The organism is Cytobacillus sp. SAFR-174, assembly GCF_051964675.1.
GTDB lineage: Bacteria > Bacillota > Bacilli > Bacillales > Cytobacillaceae > Cytobacillus.
In genome coordinates, this window is record NZ_JBQCMZ010000009.1 from 50,388 (window position 1) to 72,023 (window position 21,636).

Sequence of the window (21,636 nt, forward strand, 5' to 3'; positions counted from 1 at the left end):
AACAACACACACCTTATAATCTATCAAAAGAATTTTTAATAGACAAGTCGAATATTCATTCGCAGGAGAGAATATGCAACAAGAACCTTGATATTAAGCGGATTAGAATGGATTTTTCCACTATGCAATGAAATATTTTTAATCGCTTCCATTTAAACTAGTATTAATTTTTTATGCAAATAAACTTTCAAAAGAATAACATTATTCAAACTATTTTGATACAGTTTTTATTTTAAAAGATGATATCACAGCAGACAAAAAACCCCTGTATTCACAGGGGCTGTTAATTCTATTCAGTTGCATTGACGGCATTTTCTGCTTCAGCCTTCCAGATGCATTTTGCTTTGCCGCTTTCGGAATCGTCAATGATGAACGATCCATTTGAATAGCGGTCATTAAAACGAATTGACGAAGCATTAACTGCTTCTATATGCCCTTTTTCTGTTTCAATGTATAAGTCATCTTTACTGCGGACAATTACACACCCAACAATACGATGAGGGTTTGATTTCAATTCACGAAGCATCACTACACCGCGCTTGGCACGGGAGGTTCGTTCAAATTCAGTCAGCTTCATTTTTTTCATGGAGCCGCGCTGTGTAACAATCACGACAGCCTGCTCTTTCGGGTCCTCTATAAGCTGAGCTCCTGTAACAAAGTCGCCGTCTTTGAGATTAATGCCTTTAACGCCGGCAGCCCTTGCCCCTACAATGCTGACCTCTTCCTCATGGAACCAAAGGCCGTATCCCTGGTGGGTCGCAAGGAAAATTTCCTTCGTGCCATCTGTTAAATAAACGTCAAGAACTTCATCATCGCCCTTTACATTGACAGCAACCAGCGGTTTAGAATATCGCTGTGCCTTATATGATTTCAGTTCGGTTTTCTTTACCATGCCGTTCTTCGTCATGAAGAGAAGATAATCTTCCGTCTCAAAATCTTTTACAGGAATTGCCCGGATAATCGATTCATTCCGGTCAATCGGAATGATATTGGCAATATGCTGACCAAGGTCTTTCCAGCGGATATCCGGCAGCTGGTGAACAGGGCAGTACAGATAGTTGCCTTTATTCGTAAATACAAGGAGAACATCGGTTGTATTCATATCAAGCTGGGCAATAATTCTGTCTGAATCCTTCATGCCGAAATCCTGCCCGTTAGAGGCGGCAAACGATCTCTGGCTGGTACGCTTGACATAGCCTTCCTTCGTTACCGTTACAATAACATCTTCACTTGCTACCAGAACTTCAAGATTGATCCTGATTTCCTCGATTTCCGCTTCAATTCTGGTACGGCGTTCATCAGCAAAGCGTTTTTTGACATCCCTTAACTCTTTTTTAATAACAGAGAGCAGCTTCTTCTCGCTTTCGAGAATAGCTTTAAGCTCGCCGATTAGCTTAGCAAGCTCCTCGGCCTCTGCTCTTAAGGCGGTTATATCGGTATTGGTTAAGCGATATAGCTGCAGGGAAACAATTGCTTCTGCCTGAGGTTCAGTGAATTCAAACTTGGCAATCAGATTATCTTTCGCATCCCGTTTGTCTTTAGAAGCGCGGATCGCTGCAATCACTTCATCCAGTATTGACAGAGCCTTCATGAGACCCTCAACGATATGCTGGCGCGCCTCGGCCTTTTGCAGCTCATACTGGGATCTGCGTGTAACGACTTCTTTACGATGGCCTATATAAGCATCCAGCAACTCTCGTAACCCCATTAATTTCGGGTGGCGATTATGAATGGCAACCATATTGAAGTTATAGGGGATCTGCAGGTCACTGTTTTTGTACAGGTAGTGAAGCACACCTTCAGGATCTGCATCCTTTTTTAACTCGATCACAATGCGAAGGCCGGTCCGGTCTGTTTCATCACGGACTTCAGCAATACCTTCCACTTTCCGGTCAAGGCGGAACTCATCAATCTTCTTGACCAGATTTGCTTTATTCACTTCATAAGGAATCTCAGTGATGACGATCTGTTTTTTTCCTCCGCGCAAATCCTCAAATTCAGCCTTTCCGCGGACAATGATTTTGCCTCTTCCTGTTTCATAAGCCTTTTTTATTCCATCGACTCCCTGGATTATGCCTCCTGTAGGGAAATCCGGACCTTTGATATGCTCCATCAGATCATCTATGGAACAATCAGGCTTATCCATCCGTAAAATAACACCATCAATAATCTCATTTAGGTGATGGGGCGGAATATCAGTTGCATACCCCGCAGAGATGCCTGTTGAGCCATTGACAAGCAAATTCGGATAAACTGCCGGCAAAACGGTTGGCTCACTGGACGTGTCATCAAAGTTCGGGATGAATTCAACGGTTCTTTTCTCAATATCTCTCAGCAATTCGGAAGAAAGGGGAGATAAACGGGCTTCTGTATAACGCATGGCTGCCGGGGGATCTCCATCGATGCTCCCATTATTTCCGTGCATTTCCACAAGAAGGTTACGGACCTTCCAATCCTGGCTCATCCGCACCATCGCGTCATAAACTGAAGTATCGCCATGCGGATGATAATTGCCGATTACATTCCCGACTGTTTTAGCGGACTTTCTAAAGCCCTTTTCATGTGTGTTTCCTTCTACGTGCATGGCATAAAGAATCCGTCTTTGAACGGGCTTTAGCCCATCACGTGCATCAGGAAGGGCACGATCCTGAATAATATATTTACTATAACGCCCAAAGCGGTCGCCTAATACATCTTCAAGAGGAAGGTCCCGGAATTTTTCAGCAGAACTCATGAGTCAACACCCTCCTCCTCTAGTACTGAAATATTTTCATTTTCAAGTATGCTTCCATCTTCTTCAAGGCCGAATGCCACATTCGATTCAATCCATTTGCGGCGGGGTTCAACCTTATCGCCCATCAAGGTGGTCACACGGCGTTCAGCTCTGGCTGCATCATCAATTTTAACGCGGATCAATGTGCGCGACTCCGGATCCATAGTTGTCTCCCACAGCTGGTCGGCGTTCATTTCCCCGAGCCCTTTGTAACGCTGGAGCATGTAGCCTTTACCCACCTTTTTAATGGTATCCTGAAGGTCATCATCACTCCATGCATACTCAATCACTTCTTTTTTGCCTGACCCTCTGCTGACTTTATATAAAGGAGGCAGCGCAATGAATACCTTTCCCGCTTCAAGCAGCGGTTTCATATACCTGTAAAAGAACGTGAGCAAAAGGACCTGGATATGCGCTCCATCAGTGTCGGCATCTGTCATGATGATTACCTTATCATAGTTGACATCATCCAGATTAAAATCCGCGCCAACACCTGCCCCAACGGCATGGATAATGGTATTGATTTCTTCATTTTTAAAGATATCCGCAAGCTTTGCTTTTTCTGTATTGATTACTTTACCTCTAAGCGGAAGCACAGCCTGAAAACGCCTGTCCCGGCCCTGTTTGGCTGACCCTCCGGCAGAATCACCCTCAACCAGATATAATTCATTTCTTTGAGGGTTCCGCGATTGGGCCGGAGTCAGTTTTCCCGAAAGCATTGCTTCCGATTTTTTCCGCTTTTTCCCGCTTCTTGCTTCCTCACGTGCTTTGCGGGCCGCTTCTCTTGCCTGGAAAGCTTTTATCGCCTTTTTAATTAACAGAGAGCTTGTCTCAGGGTTTTCTTCAAGGAAATAAGATAAATGCTCGGAAACAACTGAATCGACAGCAGAACGTGCTTCACTGGTCCCCAGCTTGCCTTTCGTCTGTCCCTCAAACTGCAGAAGCTCCTCAGGAACACGAACAGAGATGATCGCCGTGAATCCTTCACGCAGATCCGCTCCATCCAGGTTTTTATCTTTTTCCTTCAGAAGATTCACTTTGCGGGCATATTCATTAAAAGCCCTAGTCATCGCAGTTTTACTCCCTGCCTCATGCGTACCGCCGTCCTTTGTGCGGACATTGTTGACGAATGAAAGAACATTTTCCGAGTACCCATCATTGAATTGAAAAGCAAAATCCACTTCAATTGCATTGCTTTCGCCTTCAAAGCTTACGACAGGGTGCAGAACATCCTTTTCTTCATTTAAATATTCTACAAATGCTTCTATGCCGTTTTCATAGTGAAAAACGTCATGAAAATCATTACGCTCATCTATGATTTCTATTTTCATTCCTTTTAGAAGGAAAGCAGATTCACGAAGACGCTCACAAAGCGTTTCGTAATTATAGGTGGTTGTCGAGAAAATCGACGGATCCGGCTTAAAGTGAATGGTGGTCCCTGATTGATTTGTCTTGCCGATCTTTTCCAATGTGGTCACCGGCTTGCCGCCCAGCTCGAAACGCTGTTCATATACAAAGCCGTCACGTTTAATTTTAACCACAAGCCATTCGGAAAGGGCGTTGACGACAGATGCACCAACACCATGAAGCCCGCCGCTTGTCTTATAGCCTCCCTGGCCAAACTTTCCCCCGGCATGAAGGACAGTTAATATGACTTCTGGAGTCGGCTTGCCCATTCTGTGCATACCTGTAGGCATTCCGCGTCCTTTATCTTGTACACTAATAGAATTATCTTTATGTATTCTGACAATGATATGATCCCCGTAACCTGCCAATGCCTCATCGACAGCATTATCGACAATCTCATATACAAGATGGTGCAAACCCCTTGCATCCGTACTTCCAATGTACATCCCAGGGCGTTTTCTAACCGCTTCAAGCCCTTCGAGTACCTGTATGGCATCATCATTGTAGTCAAAAGCTTCCTGATTTCTTGCCACGAACATACCCCTTTCATTTCCTGCAAAACACTTGCCGCTGAAAACACGGCATTGGAACACCCCATAAGAATTCGGCTGTACGGCCAATTTTCATTGTGAAAAAACAACGTTCGAACAGGTGTTCTATACTTATATTTTACCATATAAATTAGGATGGTCTATGCTTTATTTTATCTATTTATTTGGTTTTGGCAAATAAGATCTTAAGATTTAAGAGATTTATCATGATTATTTCCGTTACACGAACCCTTTATTTACAGGGATTCTATAAAAAATAAAAAACATGAGATCTTATATAGACCTCATGCTTTAGCTTACTTTGTCAGAGCATGTTCAACTTTAATGCAGCGGTCCATGATGACAGTGTACCCTTTTTCTTTAAGAAAATCGTATGCTTCCTGGTTTGCCACTCCGAGCTGAGCCCAGAAGATATCAGCATCTATTTCAGCAAATTCCCGCGCGATTTCCGGAAGAAACTCAGATCGCCTGAATACATTAACGATATCTACATGCCCCTCGATGTCTTTAAGACTGGGCACTGCCTTTACTCCAAGTACTTCATCAACAGACGGATTAACCGGAATGATTTCATAGCCCGCTTTTTGCATCGCCTCTGATACCATATAGGATGTACGATCAGGATTTCCGCTTAATCCTACAACAGCTATCCGCTTTGCCTTTTTTAAGAGGACACCGATTTCGTCCCTGCTTGGGTTTTCAATAGCCATTTTGTTCCCTCCAATTTTATCTGGTTAATTATATTTTACCTAAAAACACAAGAGCACACTAACTTATTGCTTTTATTCCCGAATATCGAGCTTATAAAAATTCAATGACCTCTCAACTGTAAACCCTGCTTTTTTATAAATAGACAGCGCTTTCCCGTTTGCTGTCCCTGCACAAAGCTTTATGCTTTCGGCACCACTATTTACAAAAAGATCATGAACCGCCATTTCCAGCAAATTCAGTCCAATCCCAATCTTGCGCTTACTGGGATTCACACCAATGAATTCAATGCTTCCTTCTTTTTCTTCACGATTGTATTCTGCATATAAATAGCCATTTAATCCATCCGCATCATCGGATGTATAGACTTTTTGATCAGCATTCATTTTTTCGATAATCTCTTTCCCTGAATAATATGTATGAGGAAACACAGTATCATGCAAATGAATAAATTCTCTATGGCGTTGAATGGGCAATAAACTGACCTTTCTTAAACCATTGCTTGAATGTTCTTTCAGTTCCATGTATGTTTGAGCCGATTGCAGCCTGAATCCATTTTTGGATGCAAATTCGGCTGCAGCTTGGTTGGATGTATCAGCAAATAAATAGTATGTATCCAGCTTTCCTTCAAAATAATGGAGTGCTTTTTCCCATAATATTCTCATAAGTTCCTTTTTCTGTACAAAAGGTCCCCATAACTCAGCTGTCCCTTTATAAAGATCTGCATCTATACCCAGAAAACCAGCAAGAGCATCACCCTCCCGGACAATAAACGCAGCTGATTCGGCATCATGATTCATTTCTTCCAGACTTTGAAAAATATCGTTTTGGCTGGTCCCCAAATACCCTATATGACACTCTGGCAAGGCGTTCATTTCTGCAATAAACTCAGATGCCTGCATGAGATTTGCATGGTCTAAAATTTCAGCTTTCAAAACATCACACCCCTTTACTATATTTTACCATAAAAAAACCCGGCTGATTTGCTTTCAGCCGAATTAGAAGATTAATAAACTGCTGTCTCTAATCTTTTGAGCAGCCTCTTTATGCTAGTGTTCGCTTCTTTTAAAACCATTTCTTTATCAACTGTTTTCAGCTTCCGTTTTTCCATCACCATTTTCCCGTTAACAATGGTGGATTCTACGTCTGCACGAGTGGCTGAATAGACAATTCTCGAGATGGTATCGATATCAAAAGACGGATACACATGAAAATCATTCAGATTAAGGATAGCAAGGTCTGCTTTCTTTCCGGGCTCCAGACTTCCGATTTCCTGTTCCATTCCAACTGCCTTAGCTCCGCCGATCGTCGCCATTCTGAAGACAGTTCTCGCATTCATTGCAGTTGGGCCGTGTACAGGCTTCTGAATGATTGCAGCCAACCTCATTTCATTAAACATATCCAGATTGTTATTGCATGGAGCTCCATCTGCTCCCAGGCTGACAAAAGCCTGCTGATCCAATAAGGAAGGAATCTCTGCCACACCAGATGCCAGCTTCAGATTGGATCCCGGACAATGGCTGACCTTTACACCCCGCTCTTTAATGATTCTTTTTTCTTCTTCATTTAGCCAAACACAGTGTGCCAGTATAAGCCTTTCATTGGCAAGCCCAATGCTGTCCAGGTAGACTACATTCCGCATGCCCAGTTCTCTTTCAACAAGGAGAATTTCATTGGCATTTTCCGATGCATGAGTATGGACCCTTACGTTGTATTGTGCAGAGAGATCCCTGACATTTGTCAGCAATTCCTCTGTGCAGGAAACGACAAATCGGGGACAGAAGGCATATTGTATTCGTCCGTTATCACGATTGTGCCATCTTTCAAGGAGATCCACGCTTTGCTGGATGGATTTGGAAGTATTTTCTCTTAACGGAACAGGGACCTCATCCCCTTTATCCATCATGACCTTTCCGGCAAGTGCCCGTATGCCGCTTTCGGCAATGGCCTGAAAGGCATATTCAGTATGATTAACGGTTTCCATGTCCACTACAGTTGTTGTTCCGCTCTGGAGCAATTCGCCAATTCCGAGCATAGCAGAATAATAGATGGACTCTTCATCATGCGAAGCCTCAAGCGGCCAGATCTTCTGCTTCAGCCAATCAAGAAGCTCCAAATCATCAGCCTGCCCGCGGAATAATGTCTGGCACAGATGGATATGTGTCTGAATAAATCCCGGAATGACCGTCTTTCCGCTGGCATCGATTACTTTATCCGCTTTATGTGTTAAATTCTGTCCAATTTCGGCAATGCGGTCATCTACAATATATAAGTCTCCGAAAATGATTTCTTCAGCTGCATTCATTGTAATAATTTCAGCGTTTTTTATCAGAATACTGCTCATTTTCTTTCTCCCCCTTGCATCGGACTGACTTCTGACGGCTCCAGGTTTCCATATGACATAATAAGCTGTCTGTAAAATTGAATGGAGCGCTGATATGCCGCCAGACTAACCCACTCATTTGGCTGATGCGCCAGCTTTTCATCACCTGGGCCGTAAATCAAGGTAGGAATTTCACTCCTTGGATTAAGTACGGCACCATCTGTATAGTAGGACACCCCGTAATGGTCCGCTTCCGATTCGCCCTTTACCATCTGCGCAATTTGAATAATGTCCCGAGCTGGATCAGTTAAAATAGATGGACGGTCAAGAAGAGTTTCAACATTGTATTTATAAATATCGCCCTGATCCAATAGAACATCCAGTTTGGATTTTAGCTTTTTTATAAAATGGGAATGAGATTGAGGGGGAACTGTTCTAATATCTGCTCTGATGCTGCATTTATCCGGAATGACATTGGTCTGCACTCCGCCTTCAATCATGGTAACAGCCAGGCTGCTTTGTCCGAGGGGCTTCTTTTCTGTCTTCCATTCAATTTTCATTTCATCCAATACCCGGATAATTTTCAGCATATGATCGACTGCATTGATTCCCTGTTCCGGCATGGAACCGTGAGAGGTTTTTCCATAAGCTGTAATCTCAAGCCAAAGGGCTCCCTTATGTCCAATCACAATTTTTTCATTTGTCGGTTCGGCAATGACAAGTGCATCAATTTTTCGGCCATCATTTTCTTTTAAAAAAGTCCTGGCACCGCAGCTGTCGACTTCTTCCCCCGCTGTTGCCAAAAAGGTAACATCTGCTGGAGGAACAGTATTTGAAAGATACAGCTCCTCCAAAGCCAGGAACATTGCTGCAAGGCCGCTTTTCATATCAGAAGCTCCTCTGCCATAAATCCGGCCATTTGCGATTTCCCCTGAAAAAGGGGAGTAAACCCATTCTCCTGTTCCAGGTGAAACTGTATCCATATGACCGCATAAGAATAGCTGTTTACCGCTTTTTCCTGGAAGCGTAACTTCAAAATTGCTTCGAGTTTCATCAAGTATGGTCACTTTAAACGGCAGACCATTTTGCTTGCATCTGTTAATAAAAGCTTCAGTCACTAAATGTTCGTTTCCGGGCGGATTGGAGCTGTCAATTTGGAGCAGATGCTGAAGGAACTGAATATCATCCATTAATCTGCCTCCATAATTTGCATTTTAATAGGGGTCACTTTAAACCCATTAACAGGCGCCATGTCCTGGGAACACGTTGTACAGGCAATGACAACATCGCACAGTGCTTTCAGCCTTATGTAATCGCCAGGCTTGGAAAGGGGTTCTGCAATGACATAATCCCCGGCATCATCAAGGACATTATTCATAAAGATATTAATGGGATCCGGAATAACCGGGGGATGAATATTATACTTTTTCAATGCATTCGCAATATTATCATGGCAATTAGGGTGGTCCTCTTTATCGAAATCAACTTTGTAGCGGTAATAATCACATGCCGGAAAGAAGAAATCATGTTTTCCAACAGTATCTTCCATCAGCTGCATTAGAGGACGGCGGCGGTTGCTGTAAAGCCAGTCTCCCGTTTTAAGCCGTATACTGCTTAGTGAAGCCCGCATATGAACAGGTGAAACATGTTCTTCGGGATCTTCATAGTTAAAGCAGACAAAGTCCCCGACCTGTTTTCCTTCCATATCAATAATAATCAGATCTTCCCCTTTGTGAATCAGTGCGCTTCTTCCTTCATACGGCGGGATAATAATTTCGTCCCGGATCTTGCCTCTGTTAAAAACCTCTTTCATTTGATCACCATCCTTTGTTGTTATTCAATGAAAACTGCCACCGCACGAATCGGAGATCCCGTTCCTTTCCGAATTCTGAGAGGGAGTCCGAAATATAGAAATCGCATGCCTGCGATCTGGTCGAGATTGCAGAGATTTTCCGTATTGGTTATTCCGTATTCACGGCAAATAAGATGTCCGGAGTACTTTGGATCATCCGGATGGTCAATGGCCGGGGCATCAATGCCTATATTGACTGCACCTTTATCAGCCAGCCATTTTGCTGCCTGATAATCCAGGCCAGTATACGTGGTGAGCCATTTATCAGTACCATAAGACCGATTGTAATGGCCTGTATAGAGGAGGACAATATCTCCTTTTTCAATAAACTGCTGTGATTTCCTCAGCGCATCCTCGAGATCACGGTCTGTTATATATTGATGAGGCTGGATGTGGGATACATCAAGGCAAACTGCGGGCCCGTAAAAATACTCAAGCGGCATTTCATCGATGTATTGGCCGTCAGGATCATACTCATAAGTTGCATCACTATGAGTTGGACCATGTTCATTGATTAATAGATTATTAGTTGCAAACGTAAATCCAATTTGCTTTTCACTTTCTTCGTGGGAGATATTCGGGAAGATCATTGTTTTCTGATGAAGGGGAAAAACAGGCATCCCCTGATAAATTTCCTGCGTTAAATCGACAAGCTTAACTCCCATGCTATTCCTCCTTTACCTGCTGTATATATGAAAAGCGGCAGAGAACGCCGCTTTAATGATCAATTAATAATGGTCGGGATAACCTCAAACTTATCTACATCAATAAGCCCCATATCTGTAATTTTCCATTTCGGGCTTGTTACCAATGACCAGAATGATAAATGCATAAAGGGAACTTCCATACCGCAGCCCAGAACTTCTTTGGCAAGATGCGATAATTCGTCGACCTTTTCACTCATTTCTTTTCCAGTTAATTCATCTGTCATTAAACCGCCAATCCGGAGAGGAAGATCACCTACTACTTTGCTATCCTTTATCATGGCTATTCCGCCATCCATGGCAATGACACGGTTAACCGCCATGGCCATATCTACGTAGTTAGTTCCTGTTACAATAATATTATGTGTATCATGAGCAACGCTTTCTGCTATGGCTCCGCTTTTCAGATCAAAACCATGAAGAAACGTCTTGCCGATTTTTCCGGTTCTGCCGTGGCGTTCAACTACCAGCAGCGGCAGCACATCCTGCTTTAAGCACGGCTGCACAATACCGTCTTTGACATTCAACATATATTCGCTTCCGCCAGTTAAGTTCTGGAAAGGTATTGCTTCAATTGCCCTAACTTTTGCACGGCTGCCTGGAGCTTCAATGGTGAGTTCCTTCACTGTTACAGGCTTCCGCTTCACTGACTTTTTCACACTTTCCGGATATATGTAGGGAGCAATATCTATAGTTAATTCGCCTTTTTCAGCTGCTTTTTTCCCTGCCAGGTATACCTGATCAATTGTCATATTGTTCAGATCGCTGATCACGACGACATCTGCTCTTTTGCCTGGTGCAATTACCCCCACATCCTTAAAGCCAAAGTGGGTGGCAGGATTAATGGTCGCCATTTGGATGGCTTCCACTGGATCAATGCCAACTGCAATGGTTCTGCGGACGATATCATTCATATGTCCGTAATTTAACAGATCAGCAGGCACCATATCGTCCGATACAAGGATTGCACGGCGGGAATCCAGCCCATCCTCGGTTATGGCGCGAATACAGTCTGCCATATTTCTTTGGGAAGAGCCTTCACGCATGAACACACTTACGCCATTGCGCAGCTTTTCGACTGTTTCTTCTTTCGTTGTAGTTTCATGGCAGGACACATGGTTCCCTCCGCTGATAATATGGGCGGCAAGCTCTTTGCCAAACAATCCCGGTGCGTTCCCTTCAACGGTTTTCCCTATGCTGTTTGCATATGAAACTGCGGCAACAAGGTCGTCTATTAATTCCGGTGCATGCTCATACACGGGACCGATATTGCTGAAGCTTTGAATCTCCCCAATTCCCTGCACATATGGGTCTGCCAGGAGCTCTTTCATATCCTTTGATGTCACATCAAAGCCGGATGTTTCAAGACCGGGAGCATCAGGCACAGCACAAGGCACCGTGAATAATACCCGGTTTGGAAGTGTCTTAGCTTCTTCAATCATTGCCTGCATCCCGTGAACACCCAGGACGTTCCCTATTTCATGCGGATCACCAATCAGCGTGGTGGTACCTGTCGGAATGGAAAGCTTGGAGAATTCCGTACACGTCAGCATCGCACTCTCAAAATGCATATGAGAATCAATGAACCCTGGACAAACGAATTTCCCCTGAATGTTTTCCACTATCGTTTTTGGTCCAATTAAGTCTTTTGCGTCCCCTGCCATTAATATATATTCGCCTTTCATCGCAACGTCTGCTTCATAGATCTCACGGGTGATCACATTAATAAAGTATCCCCCTTTCAGAACTACATCGGCATATTGGCTCGAATCAAGCAACACATCAATAAGCTTGCGGTACTGCACTGCCTTTTTGATATTTTTTGCATCCATTTATTAACCCCCTGTTTCCATTCCTTCTACACTGTCAATAATTCCGATAATGGCAGCATCGATAGGTGCATCTTTATTCTGAACCGCTCTTGATGCCATGCTTCCAGTCACATAGATGACTTTCTCGCCAATGCCGGCACCAACAGTATCAACGGTTATAATGGGGTTCGGTAACATTGAGCCGTCCAATCCTATAGGCTGGGTAATTAATAGTTTTGTGCCCACCAGATTATCATCTTTTCTTGTGGCAGTTACACGGCCAACCACTATTCCCATTTGCATAAAGACCTACCCCTTAATGTAAAATAATTTCGATCTTAAGTTCCTTTGCTGTATCTTTTGCCAGGGGGGTTATGATAGCCCCTTTTGGAACAGTCAGCTGATCAAGATTGTTCAAATAGGCAAACCGGACTGTCTCCTCGGATATAACCGTTTTCTTCATTTGATGAACAGCAAAGTCTGTCCTATCATTGAAATCTATTAATCTGATGCCAAGCACCTTCAGCTCTGTCATCTGCCCATTAAGCTTTCTTTTTAAAAAGTCCGGACCTTTATCCATTCCTTTCAGTTTCCAATACTGGCTGAAAGGATCACCTCCAGCCTTCAAAGCCGTGACCCGTTTCCCTTTTAATAAACCCATTAGGATGATCTGCACCAATGGCCTTTGTTCGTTAAGATTCAATAGATCTGCTATTAAAGAAAAAGATAGAATTGGCAAAAGAATTTCATCAAAATGATCAAGAAGCTGATCATTAATCATTGAAGCAGAGATCCAATCGTCATTTCCGGTCAGAGAAACTAACTCCTCAAGCGGAAATTGGGCCAGCATTTCTTCTTCAGCAGCCATTCTAAGTGTAATATCTTCCTCTGTTAGCTTTTTCAAGTAAGAAAATCCCGGTTCCATTCCTATCAAATGAGAGGTTAATAGAGCCAGGACATGAGGTTTTCTGTCTCTGCAGTTTTCATTTCGCATATAAAGCGCCTGCAGAGTGTTTTTCGCCATAACACTCTGCTTTCTGCTCCTCATGCTTATTCACCGATATTTTTTGATAAAAGAGCTCTTTCAACTTCGCTGTGCGGTCTCGGAATGACATGTACCGAGATCAGTTCTCCAACTCTGCTGGCAGCTTCGGCTCCTGCATCGGTCGCAGCTTTAACCGCTCCAACATCTCCTCTGACCATAACTGTTACAAGACCAAATCCCACTTTTTCATATCCGCAGATCTCCACATTTGCTGCTTTAACCATTGCATCCGCTGCCTCTACTGCGCCGACTAGGCCTTTCGTCTCGATTAATCCCAATGCTTCACCCATTGTGTGTTTCCTCCTTAAGTTTATTAAACTGATGGTTTGTCATTATCATTTTCGTCAGGCTCATTTTGTATTTTAGCTTTCTTTTTTTCATGCGGCTTTTCTACGGATTTAACCTCTTTTTCAGCACCTGCTTCCGGTTGCATGTCTTTCAGTTTGAAATTCGGAAGCAGCTTCCCTGCCACTTCACTGTGTGCACGCGGGATGACATGAGCAGAAATTACTTTTCCTATTCTCTCTGCTGAACTCACACCGGCATCGACTGCAGACTTTACAGCCGCAACATCACCGTTAAAATGGATTGTGACGCCAAGGTAGCCATCCACTCCTATTACTTTTTCAATTCCTACAATTTCTACATCTGCTGCTTTTACAGCTGCATCTGCTGCAGAAACTGCTGTTGAATAACCAACGGTTTCAATCAAACCCAATGCTTGCAACTGAAGAATCCTCCTCCTATGAAATTGTCAGACCGGCTAAATTTTCAGGAATTATTGAGCTGATCTGTGACTGTGCTGCTGGCCAAGCCTTATTTAATCCTGTCGTATTCCTTACAAAGCAGATCCGTGATCCGGGATACCTCATCAAACTGACCGTGAAGAAGCACATAGTTCTTCTCTATCAAAAATTTGATGTGTTCGGCCGTATTTTTTTTCATGTGCCGGTCAAGGAGCAAAATGCTGGAATAATAGTCGATTCCTTCAATGACACCGACACCGCCAATTGACGAGTTTAGCCCCAATTGTTTTGTAAGCCAAGGACTGGGGGACTTTTCTATATGTGCTGTAATCGTTTTAAATTTTTTTTGGGAAAGTTTTTTAAAGAAGCTCTTTAAAGCGTTTAACAGTATTCCATCATCCTCTTCATAAAGCTCCAGCGAAAAGGATTGCCCGCTGTTTTTGTCCCAAGACAGGCAATATCTTAAAGAAGGAAACTCTCTTAAAAGGTCATTCAGTAAAAATAGCTGTCCCGGCGTACATTTCTCTGAAGTAACAACCCCGATTAAGGCTGTTTTTAATTCCCGCTGAAAGGAGCCTTCCAATGCGGGGTGAAGATCTGAGAACAGCCAGACTTTAACACCCTCCGGAGTTTGTCCGATAAGCTGGCTTTCTCTAGCATTTCGGCCGGGTTTTGTTTCAGCGGATTCAGCCCTGGCAGAAACCCGCTGCTTCCCTTGTACCAGGGACAGGGTCTGAAGCTGTGCAATTTTTTCTTTAGCGGAAGGCGTGGGTGAAGAAAGTGAAACTGTCTGCCTTCTAAAGTTTGGTTGTGGATTAGCAGCCTGGGGCGGGTCTGCATGCTTAACAGCTATTCTTTTATTCATTTTTTCTTTCTGATAATTTGGCCGGCTGATGCCCGGTATACCCGACTCCAATCCCGGCTGGCTTTGGTGCGGGGAAAAATTGGCAGCTCCCTTAATAGGATTTACTTTTTGCTTGCTGTAGGGCTTCATCACTTCTTCTACAACACTTTTAATAAAGTCAGACACACATTATGCACCTCCACTTATGGAACATCTTCTTATAGAATTTTGCGAAGTTCTGAATGAGGGCGGGGTATCACATTAGCCGAAACCAGTTCTCCTCCAGCCACTGTATGAGCAGTCTTCCCAACCTCGACAGCAGCTGTAACTGCCGCCACATCCCCTTCAATAATGACGGTGACAAGTCCGGATCCGACTCTCTTTAAATCAACTAAGCTGACATTTGCTGCTTTTGCCATTGAGTCCAGCGCTGCAATAGCTGCTGTCAAGCCTCTTGTTTCTATTAAGCCAATTGCCTTCATTTTTGACCTCCTCTACTGCAAAAGCTTAAAGATAGTCTTCGAGATTCACTTCAATGGGGATTGAAGTTCTTTTAAATAACTCTTCTTTTCCAAGCGGATAGGTTGCATCGATGCCCATCTTATCACTGACTCCTTTTAAATGATGAGAAGACTCGAGCGGTGAACCCTTCGCACCCTGTACGATAAAAATATCATCCCCCGCCTGCACTCTTGTCGCTATAGCCCACTCAACATCATCCGAATCAAAGATATCGACGTCATCATTCACAACAACCACATGCTTTAAATCCTTATCGCTTGCAAAAGCTGCAAGTGCCGCCTGTTTGCCGTCACCATCATGCTTCTTGTCAATTTGTATGACTGCATGATAGCGGGCGACACCGCCCATCGGGATATGTACAGCTTTGATATTTGGAACAACCTGCCTGACGGTGCTTAAAAGTGTAGCTTCCCTGACAAGCGCCATTGGCAGCCTTTCTTCATAACTTGATGGAAAAATAGTCTGTGAGATAGCGTTATTCCGGTAAGTAACGGCTGAAAATTCTACTATCGGCTGTGGCGTTCTGGTGCCATAATAACCGGCCAGTTCGCCGAACGGACCTTCCAGTTCTCTTTCAAATGGAAGCATCTTGCCTTCCAGAACAATTTCCGCTTCAGCCAGTACTTCCAAATCGACCGTTTTGCACTGAACCACATCCAGAGACTGGCCAAGCAGTGCACCTGCTACATCCAATTTGTCGGTATGATACAAATGCGTACTGATCTGAGAACTTAAGACAACAGCCGGAACCACCCCAAACATAACAGCCACTTCCATCGGTTCGCCGATGCTTTCATAATGGGCATATTGCTCCATCAGCTCCGGGGATGTTATGAGAATGTTCGTTCGATTGCCGCCAAGGTATTGCATCCTGCGAATCGAGGTATACCTTTTTCTGCCCGATAAGTCTTTAACCACCAATATTCCTGCTACATAATAAGCACCTGAGTCATCTGCATGATAGGTTGGGATAGGAAACAAATCTGCCAGATCGAATTCCCCGGTCACAAGATTCTCCTGAACAGGACCAGTTTGCCTTAAAGTTGTCGGAATAGGATTAACTATTGATTCGATGATTTTAGGTATAAGTTCAGATGGGGTGATCCCCATGCTGTCCGCCAAAAGTTCTCTGTCTCCTCCCAAACCGGCAGCCATGGAAGATTGATAGCCTTTGATTTTCTGAAATAAAAAAGGCTGTCTGCCATTTTTCGTATTTATCACTGCTCCCAGTTCATAGAGAGGGTCCACCTCTTTTTTCACCCGATGAAGAAGTCCCATGCTATCCCATCTATCCAGCAAAGCCCTCATTGTTACAGGGTTCATGCCTTTTCCCCCCATCTCTCCAAGAGCTCATGGTCGATATCCAGCATGTCCAATATCCTCGCCACCATAAAGTTGGCCAGCTCCCAAATTTCCGTCGGCTTATGATAAAAACCTGGAGATGCGGGCATTATGCAAGCCCCGCTCTCAGCAAGGAGAGTCATATTGCGCAGGTGAATCAAATTAAAAGGAGCTTCTCTCGGAACAATAATAAACTTTCGATTCTCCTTCAAAACAACACTGGCAGCCCTGCTTAGAAGTGTATCCCCGACTCCGTTCGCAATCGCACCCAATGTATTCATCGAACATGGCACAATCACCATTCCGTCTGTTTTAAAGGATCCGCTGGCAACCGCAGCGAAAAGATTCCGGTTGCTGTGGATAGCGGCATATTCCTTCAGCTCGTCCATCTTGACCCCGCATTCAAATTGCATTACTTTTTCTCCCATCTCCGTAGCAATTAAATGCGTTTCGATCTCTAATTGATGAAGAGCGCGGATCAGTGTATATGCATACAATGATCCGCTTGCTCCGGTTATGCCCACTAAAATTCGTTTTTTCCTTGGAACTGGAGAAGAGTTAGACAACGGATTCGTCTTGGGAGAATTTCTTTTTAGCCAGTTCTTTGTATTCTTCTGTTGATAATATATCTCCGAAAATGTCAATGTCTCTTAGACCAGATACGTGCATATCATCATCCTGTGAAGCGGTGGCATCTGAAACGCAAATCACATTATAGCCATGATACAAGGCATCAGAGGCGGTACTGCGTACACATACATTGGTCCAGACTCCAGTAAGGACGACCGTATCAATTTCTTCTTCTCTCAGGAAGAGATCAAAATCGGTATAGCTGAATGCACTATGCCGCCTCTTTTGGACCACATAGTCTCCTTTGCTCTCATCCGGCTGAAGCTCTGGAATGAATTCAGAACCCCAGGTTCCCTTTATGGCATGGACAGGTCTTACACGGAAATCACGGTCATTCTTTCTGTGAGCCTCCTGAACATGCACAACCTGGATATTGTGATCATGTGCGAATTCAATAAGCTCTTGAATTTTAGGAACAATTTTTTCGCCATTTTCACACCTTAATGCTGCTTTTTCGCCTATAAAGTCGTTTAACATATCAATAATGACTACACAGTGTTTTTTTCCCCTAAGTTCCAATCCGTTCTGCCTCCCTCGATATAAATAGTTATTGCTGTGCTACAGGATCTTTAGTTTTCACATTTACCGCTTCATATTTTTCAAACTTAAATGTTCTCTCAAGCCTCTGGATGCTTTGGCGTGGAACATACTCACCATATCCCGCTTCTCCGACAATCCCTTTGTCTTCTTCAAAGACTACGTTTCCGCGGATAATGGTCTGGACTGGCTTACCTTTTAGTTTCATGCCATGCAGCGGGTTGTATTTAGCCATTGATTCTGTTTTCTGCTCATCAATTACATATTCTTTTTCAAGATCAATAACCGTGAAATCTGCATCACTGCCAATTTCCATTGAGCCTTTCTTAGGATAAATGCCATAATGAATGGCGGCATTTCGGCTCGTTACTTCGACAAATCTTGATAGGGATAGACGGCCTTTATTTAACCCTTCACTGACAAGGATTGGCACCATCGTTTCTACCCCAGGAATGCCAGGGAAGGTGTTCCAGATCGTTGCACCAGGATAATCCTTTTCGGTGGCAATTTCATATGGAGCATGGTCAGTTCCGACAAAGTCGATTGTTCCATCAGCCAAAGCCTGCCAGTGGGATTCGTTATCCTCTTTTCCACGCAGTGGAGGAGCAATCTTTGCATAAGAGCCCCGCTCTGACATTGAATCCTTAGCATTAAGAACAAGGTAGTGAGGGCAGGTTTCAGCTGTAACCTTGACACCACGCTTCTTAGCAGCTTTAACCAGCTCGACGCCTTCCTTTGTGCTCATATGTACTACATGTACACGTGCGTCTGTAGCTTCCGCGAAGCTGAGAATCAGTTCAATGGCCACTTTCTCAGCGAGGCTCGAACGAGCTTCAGCCCATGCAGGTCCGTCAAGGCGGCCTTCTTTTTCAAGTTTCTTCGAATTGAATGTGCAGATATCGTAGTTTTCGGCATGAACACCAATCGGAAGACCGGTTTTTGCCACGTTTTTGAAAATCTCCAGCATTTCTGCGTCAGATACTTTAGGGAAGGTAGGCACAGAAGGAGTCATGTAAACTTTAAACGCAACAACTCCCTGATCGATCTGAGGGTAAATATTATCAATCCAGCCTTCACGTGCATCTTCACCTGTCATGCCGCCCCAGAAGCAGTAATCAATATAAGCCTGATCTCTGATTGGTCCGATTTTTTTATTGAAGCTATCCCCATCCCGAACAGACGGCTTGCTGCAGCACGGCATATCGATAATGGTTGTTAAGCCTCCGGCTGCTGCAGAACGGCTGCCGGTTGCAAAAGTCTCTCTGTGAGTAAAACCGGGATCCATAAAATGAGTATGCGGATCAATACAGCCTGGAACGACTAATTTCCCTTGAATATCAATGACCTTAGATGCATTGAGAAACGAAATGTCATTTGTGTAGCCGACAATCTTTCCCTCGTTTACTAGAATATTCGTTAAAACCTGACGATCTCCCTGCGGAATATTTGCATTTTTCAGAATTAAGTCCATTTACCCTGCTCCTATCTATTAATTTGATTTCTGCCTCAAAAAAAGAGGCAGATGGTTACAGTTGCTGCTATTAAATCATTTCAGCTGAGTGATCTCCTTTCAGCTGTTCGATTCTTTCACTTTCACTTATATTTAACTCTTTATAATTAAATACCAAATTTAATAAAATTGCTGTGATGCTTCCCAGTACAATTCCATTTTCAACCAGAAGCCGTGCACTTGTCGGCAAACTCTCAAAAATCTGCGGTACAACTGCCGAACCAAGTCCGATTCCTATTGAACAGGCAACAATCAGCAGGTTTTCATTTTTGCTGAAATCCACTGCAGAAAGCATTCTGATTCCTGATGAGATAACCATCCCAAACATTGGAATCATGGCTCCACCAAGAACAGCCATAGGAATAATCGTAGTCAGAGCAGCCACTTTAGGTAAAAGGCCTAAAGTCATTAATATGACACCAGCTGCGATAACAACATTTCTCGTTTTTACTTTAGTCAATGCTACCAGTCCCACATTCTGTGAAAAGGACGTATAAGGAAACGCGTTAAAAATGCCCCCTATAACAACAGCCAGTCCTTCTGCACGCAGCCCCTTTTTTATGTCTTTAGAGTCCAGCTTTCTCTCACAGACATCTCCGAGAGCGAGAAATACCCCAGTAGATTCAATCATGCTCACAATCGCTACTAAAGTCATCGTAAGGATGGCTGAGGCATTGAATGTGGGAAATCCGAAATAAAACGGCTGAACAACATGAAACCAGGAAGCCTGGCTGACTTCGGCAAAGCTGACGAGCCCCATAAAATAAGCTGTTATCGTCCCGGCCACCAATGACAGCAGGACAGAAATCGCTTTCATATAGCCTTTAAAAAACCTGTTCATTAAAATAATCAGCACCAGTGTAAATGCAGCCAGGAATAGATTTTCCGCACTTCCATAATCAGGTGAACCAAGCCCGCCTGCAGCATTATTCATGGCAACAGGAATCAGTGATACCCCGATAATAGCGACGACTGAACCGGTAACGACCGGCGGGAAAAACCTCATAATTTTACTCATAAATTGTGATAGGATCATGACGATAATGCCTGAAGCAATAATAGCCCCGTAAATGGCAGTAATGCCCTGCAAATTCCCGATGGCAATCATCGGGCCGACTGCTGTAAAAGTACATCCCAGAATGACAGGCAGCCTAATGCCAAAATGCTTCCCCCCTATAACTTGAAGCAATGTAGCAATCCCGCAGGTAAACAAATCAATCGATATTAAGTAAGCAAGCTGCTGGGCATTAAGCCCAATTGCCGGTCCCACAATCAGCGGTACAATGACAGCACCTGCATACATGGCTAGCACATGCTGAAATCCCAAAGTCCCTACCTTCCAAGGATTTAGCTTTTCCAAAGATTTTCCCCCCAGGTTTAATTCTTTGTTATGCCATAGCCTACTCCAGCATTTTAAAAAACGGCATCACCTCCCAAAAGAAATATTTGTATAAAAAAAACCGCAGCAATAGATAACATCAAAGTAAACCAGATGTTCTATTACTGCGGTCTCATTCAGCTTCCGTTAAACAAAAGACAAAGGAACCGCTCTTATATTCAGGTTTAAGAAAACTGCGTCATGCACAGCTCCCCCAAACATAATGTAAAACTGCTATTCTTCAAAATAAATAATGGTGCATGCTTCTTCAGTAACAGGATCATAATCTTTTAAAATCGTTTTGACTTTTAAATGAAGAGCATCTTCAATCAATCCTTTTAAATGCGATTTGAATTCAACAATCAATGCTGAATCAACCGAAATGGTCAGATGATGGAAGTTCCGGCTCAGCATCTGCAGTGCCTGAACACGCTTATGCTGGGCAAAGATGATGACTCTATCATCAAAAGTTTCAATACGCTGTTTTTTTACGCCTGTTCCATAGATCTCCTGGTTGACTCGATTATAGAGAAAAGCGAGATCTTTTTTGATTGTCTGAGATAATTTTGAGGTTAGTACAGTCATGTAATCCTCCTGTAATCACTATATTAAACAAGGCAATTTTATAAGTCAACATCTTTTTCAGAAAATTCTTACTTGACAAAATATTGACTTAACTATTACACTACAAATCAACTCCCCCTCTATTTCTATAATTGTCCCAATAAAACCTCCCTTCAGCACCATGAAAAATTAAATAGAATTTTTCGTATAACCTCAATAATCGGTTTGAGGGTTTCTACTGGGAACCGGAATTCCTATCTACGAAAGGTATATTTTCTGTGTACTTCATACAGGAACCTTTTGTGCAGGAATTTTTTTGTGCTTATTAGTCTATTTAGAAGAAGATGCATAATATCATAATTTAAATACCTCTGCTTGCTCGCCAGGCTT

Annotated in this window: 21 protein-coding genes and 1 riboswitch; all 21 genes read right to left on the reverse strand. The window is 43.4% G+C overall.

Annotated elements, in window-relative coordinates:
• Positions 1-289: 289 nt before the first annotated feature.
• The 21 genes from parC to ACTHRG_RS11315 all read right to left on the reverse strand — a co-directional run bounded on the left by parC (position 290) and on the right by ACTHRG_RS11315 (position 21,267).
• Positions 290-2,734 (reverse strand): DNA topoisomerase IV subunit A, encoded by a 2,445-nt coding sequence (parC, locus tag ACTHRG_RS11215; RefSeq protein ID WP_076256416.1) that lies wholly within the window; start codon positions 2,732-2,734, stop codon positions 290-292.
• A complete protein-coding gene (parE, locus tag ACTHRG_RS11220; protein WP_076256414.1) occupies positions 2,731-4,713 on the reverse strand; it encodes a DNA topoisomerase IV subunit B in 1,983 nt (660 codons plus the stop codon). Before parE ends, parC begins: the two co-directional genes overlap by 4 nt.
• Before the next feature lie 314 nt (positions 4,714-5,027).
• The gene (locus tag ACTHRG_RS11225) at positions 5,028-5,441 is read right to left on the reverse strand and encodes a CoA-binding protein (protein ID WP_076256412.1); all 414 of its coding nucleotides are present in this window, start codon (positions 5,439-5,441) and stop codon (positions 5,028-5,030) included.
• Between the two features lie 72 nt (positions 5,442-5,513).
• On the reverse strand, positions 5,514-6,374 hold the full coding sequence (locus ACTHRG_RS11230) for a GNAT family N-acetyltransferase (protein WP_076256410.1): 861 nt from the start codon (positions 6,372-6,374) through the stop codon (positions 5,514-5,516).
• 71 nt (positions 6,375-6,445) lie between these two features.
• Positions 6,446-7,783 carry a 5'-deoxyadenosine deaminase gene (locus tag ACTHRG_RS11235; protein ID WP_076256408.1) on the reverse strand — a complete coding sequence of 446 codons (1,338 nt, stop codon included), beginning with the start codon at positions 7,781-7,783 and terminating at the stop codon, positions 6,446-6,448.
• On the reverse strand, positions 7,780-8,952 hold the full coding sequence (locus ACTHRG_RS11240) for a M20 family metallopeptidase (RefSeq protein ID WP_076256406.1): 1,173 nt from the start codon (positions 8,950-8,952) through the stop codon (positions 7,780-7,782). Before ACTHRG_RS11240 ends, ACTHRG_RS11235 begins: the two co-directional genes overlap by 4 nt.
• Positions 8,952-9,575 (reverse strand): DUF1989 domain-containing protein, encoded by a 624-nt coding sequence (locus tag ACTHRG_RS11245; RefSeq protein WP_076256404.1) that lies wholly within the window; start codon positions 9,573-9,575, stop codon positions 8,952-8,954. Before ACTHRG_RS11245 ends, ACTHRG_RS11240 begins: the two co-directional genes overlap by 1 nt.
• A gap of 20 nt (positions 9,576-9,595) precedes the next feature.
• Positions 9,596-10,279: a cyclase family protein gene (locus tag ACTHRG_RS11250; protein WP_076256402.1), complete on the reverse strand. Its 684-nt coding sequence runs from the start codon at positions 10,277-10,279 to the stop codon at positions 9,596-9,598.
• A gap of 59 nt (positions 10,280-10,338) precedes the next feature.
• Positions 10,339-12,150, reverse strand: a complete 1,812-nt coding sequence (locus tag ACTHRG_RS11255) for an adenine deaminase (protein WP_440231200.1) — start codon at positions 12,148-12,150, stop codon at positions 10,339-10,341.
• 3 nt (positions 12,151-12,153) lie between these two features.
• Positions 12,154-12,432, reverse strand: coding sequence for a EutN/CcmL family microcompartment protein (locus tag ACTHRG_RS11260; RefSeq protein ID WP_048010084.1), 279 nt, complete (start codon positions 12,430-12,432; stop codon positions 12,154-12,156).
• A gap of 13 nt (positions 12,433-12,445) precedes the next feature.
• Complete coding sequence (locus ACTHRG_RS11265) at positions 12,446-13,153, reverse strand: hypothetical protein (protein WP_286147727.1); 708 nt, start codon at positions 13,151-13,153, stop codon at positions 12,446-12,448.
• A gap of 26 nt (positions 13,154-13,179) precedes the next feature.
• Positions 13,180-13,464: a BMC domain-containing protein gene (locus tag ACTHRG_RS11270; protein WP_009334686.1), complete on the reverse strand. Its 285-nt coding sequence runs from the start codon at positions 13,462-13,464 to the stop codon at positions 13,180-13,182.
• Between the two features lie 23 nt (positions 13,465-13,487).
• Positions 13,488-13,901: a BMC domain-containing protein gene (locus tag ACTHRG_RS11275; protein WP_076256396.1), complete on the reverse strand. Its 414-nt coding sequence runs from the start codon at positions 13,899-13,901 to the stop codon at positions 13,488-13,490.
• A gap of 89 nt (positions 13,902-13,990) precedes the next feature.
• The gene (locus ACTHRG_RS11280; RefSeq protein WP_076256394.1) at positions 13,991-14,950 is read right to left on the reverse strand and encodes a hypothetical protein; all 960 of its coding nucleotides are present in this window, start codon (positions 14,948-14,950) and stop codon (positions 13,991-13,993) included.
• A gap of 32 nt (positions 14,951-14,982) precedes the next feature.
• Positions 14,983-15,246, reverse strand: a complete 264-nt coding sequence (locus ACTHRG_RS11285) for a BMC domain-containing protein (RefSeq protein WP_076256391.1) — start codon at positions 15,244-15,246, stop codon at positions 14,983-14,985.
• 25 nt (positions 15,247-15,271) lie between these two features.
• On the reverse strand, positions 15,272-16,609 hold the full coding sequence (locus ACTHRG_RS11290; protein ID WP_076256389.1) for a UbiD family decarboxylase: 1,338 nt from the start codon (positions 16,607-16,609) through the stop codon (positions 15,272-15,274).
• On the reverse strand, positions 16,606-17,193 hold the full coding sequence (locus ACTHRG_RS11295) for a UbiX family flavin prenyltransferase (RefSeq protein ID WP_420485106.1): 588 nt from the start codon (positions 17,191-17,193) through the stop codon (positions 16,606-16,608). Before ACTHRG_RS11295 ends, ACTHRG_RS11290 begins: the two co-directional genes overlap by 4 nt.
• Positions 17,186-17,776 (reverse strand): cysteine hydrolase family protein, encoded by a 591-nt coding sequence (locus ACTHRG_RS11300; RefSeq protein WP_076256384.1) that lies wholly within the window; start codon positions 17,774-17,776, stop codon positions 17,186-17,188. The genes ACTHRG_RS11295 and ACTHRG_RS11300 overlap by 8 nt, the downstream gene beginning before the upstream one ends.
• Positions 17,777-17,804: 28 nt before the next feature.
• Complete coding sequence (gene allB / locus ACTHRG_RS11305; RefSeq protein ID WP_076256382.1) at positions 17,805-19,265, reverse strand: allantoinase AllB; 1,461 nt, start codon at positions 19,263-19,265, stop codon at positions 17,805-17,807.
• Between the two features lie 70 nt (positions 19,266-19,335).
• Positions 19,336-20,664, reverse strand: coding sequence for a nucleobase:cation symporter-2 family protein (locus ACTHRG_RS11310; protein WP_076256379.1), 1,329 nt, complete (start codon positions 20,662-20,664; stop codon positions 19,336-19,338).
• A 252-nt stretch (positions 20,665-20,916) separates the two neighbouring features.
• Positions 20,917-21,267, reverse strand: coding sequence for a Na-translocating system protein MpsC family protein (locus tag ACTHRG_RS11315; protein WP_076256378.1), 351 nt, complete (start codon positions 21,265-21,267; stop codon positions 20,917-20,919).
• Between the two features lie 162 nt (positions 21,268-21,429).
• Positions 21,430-21,527, forward strand: a riboswitch (purine riboswitch).
• Positions 21,528-21,636 lie beyond the last annotated feature (109 nt).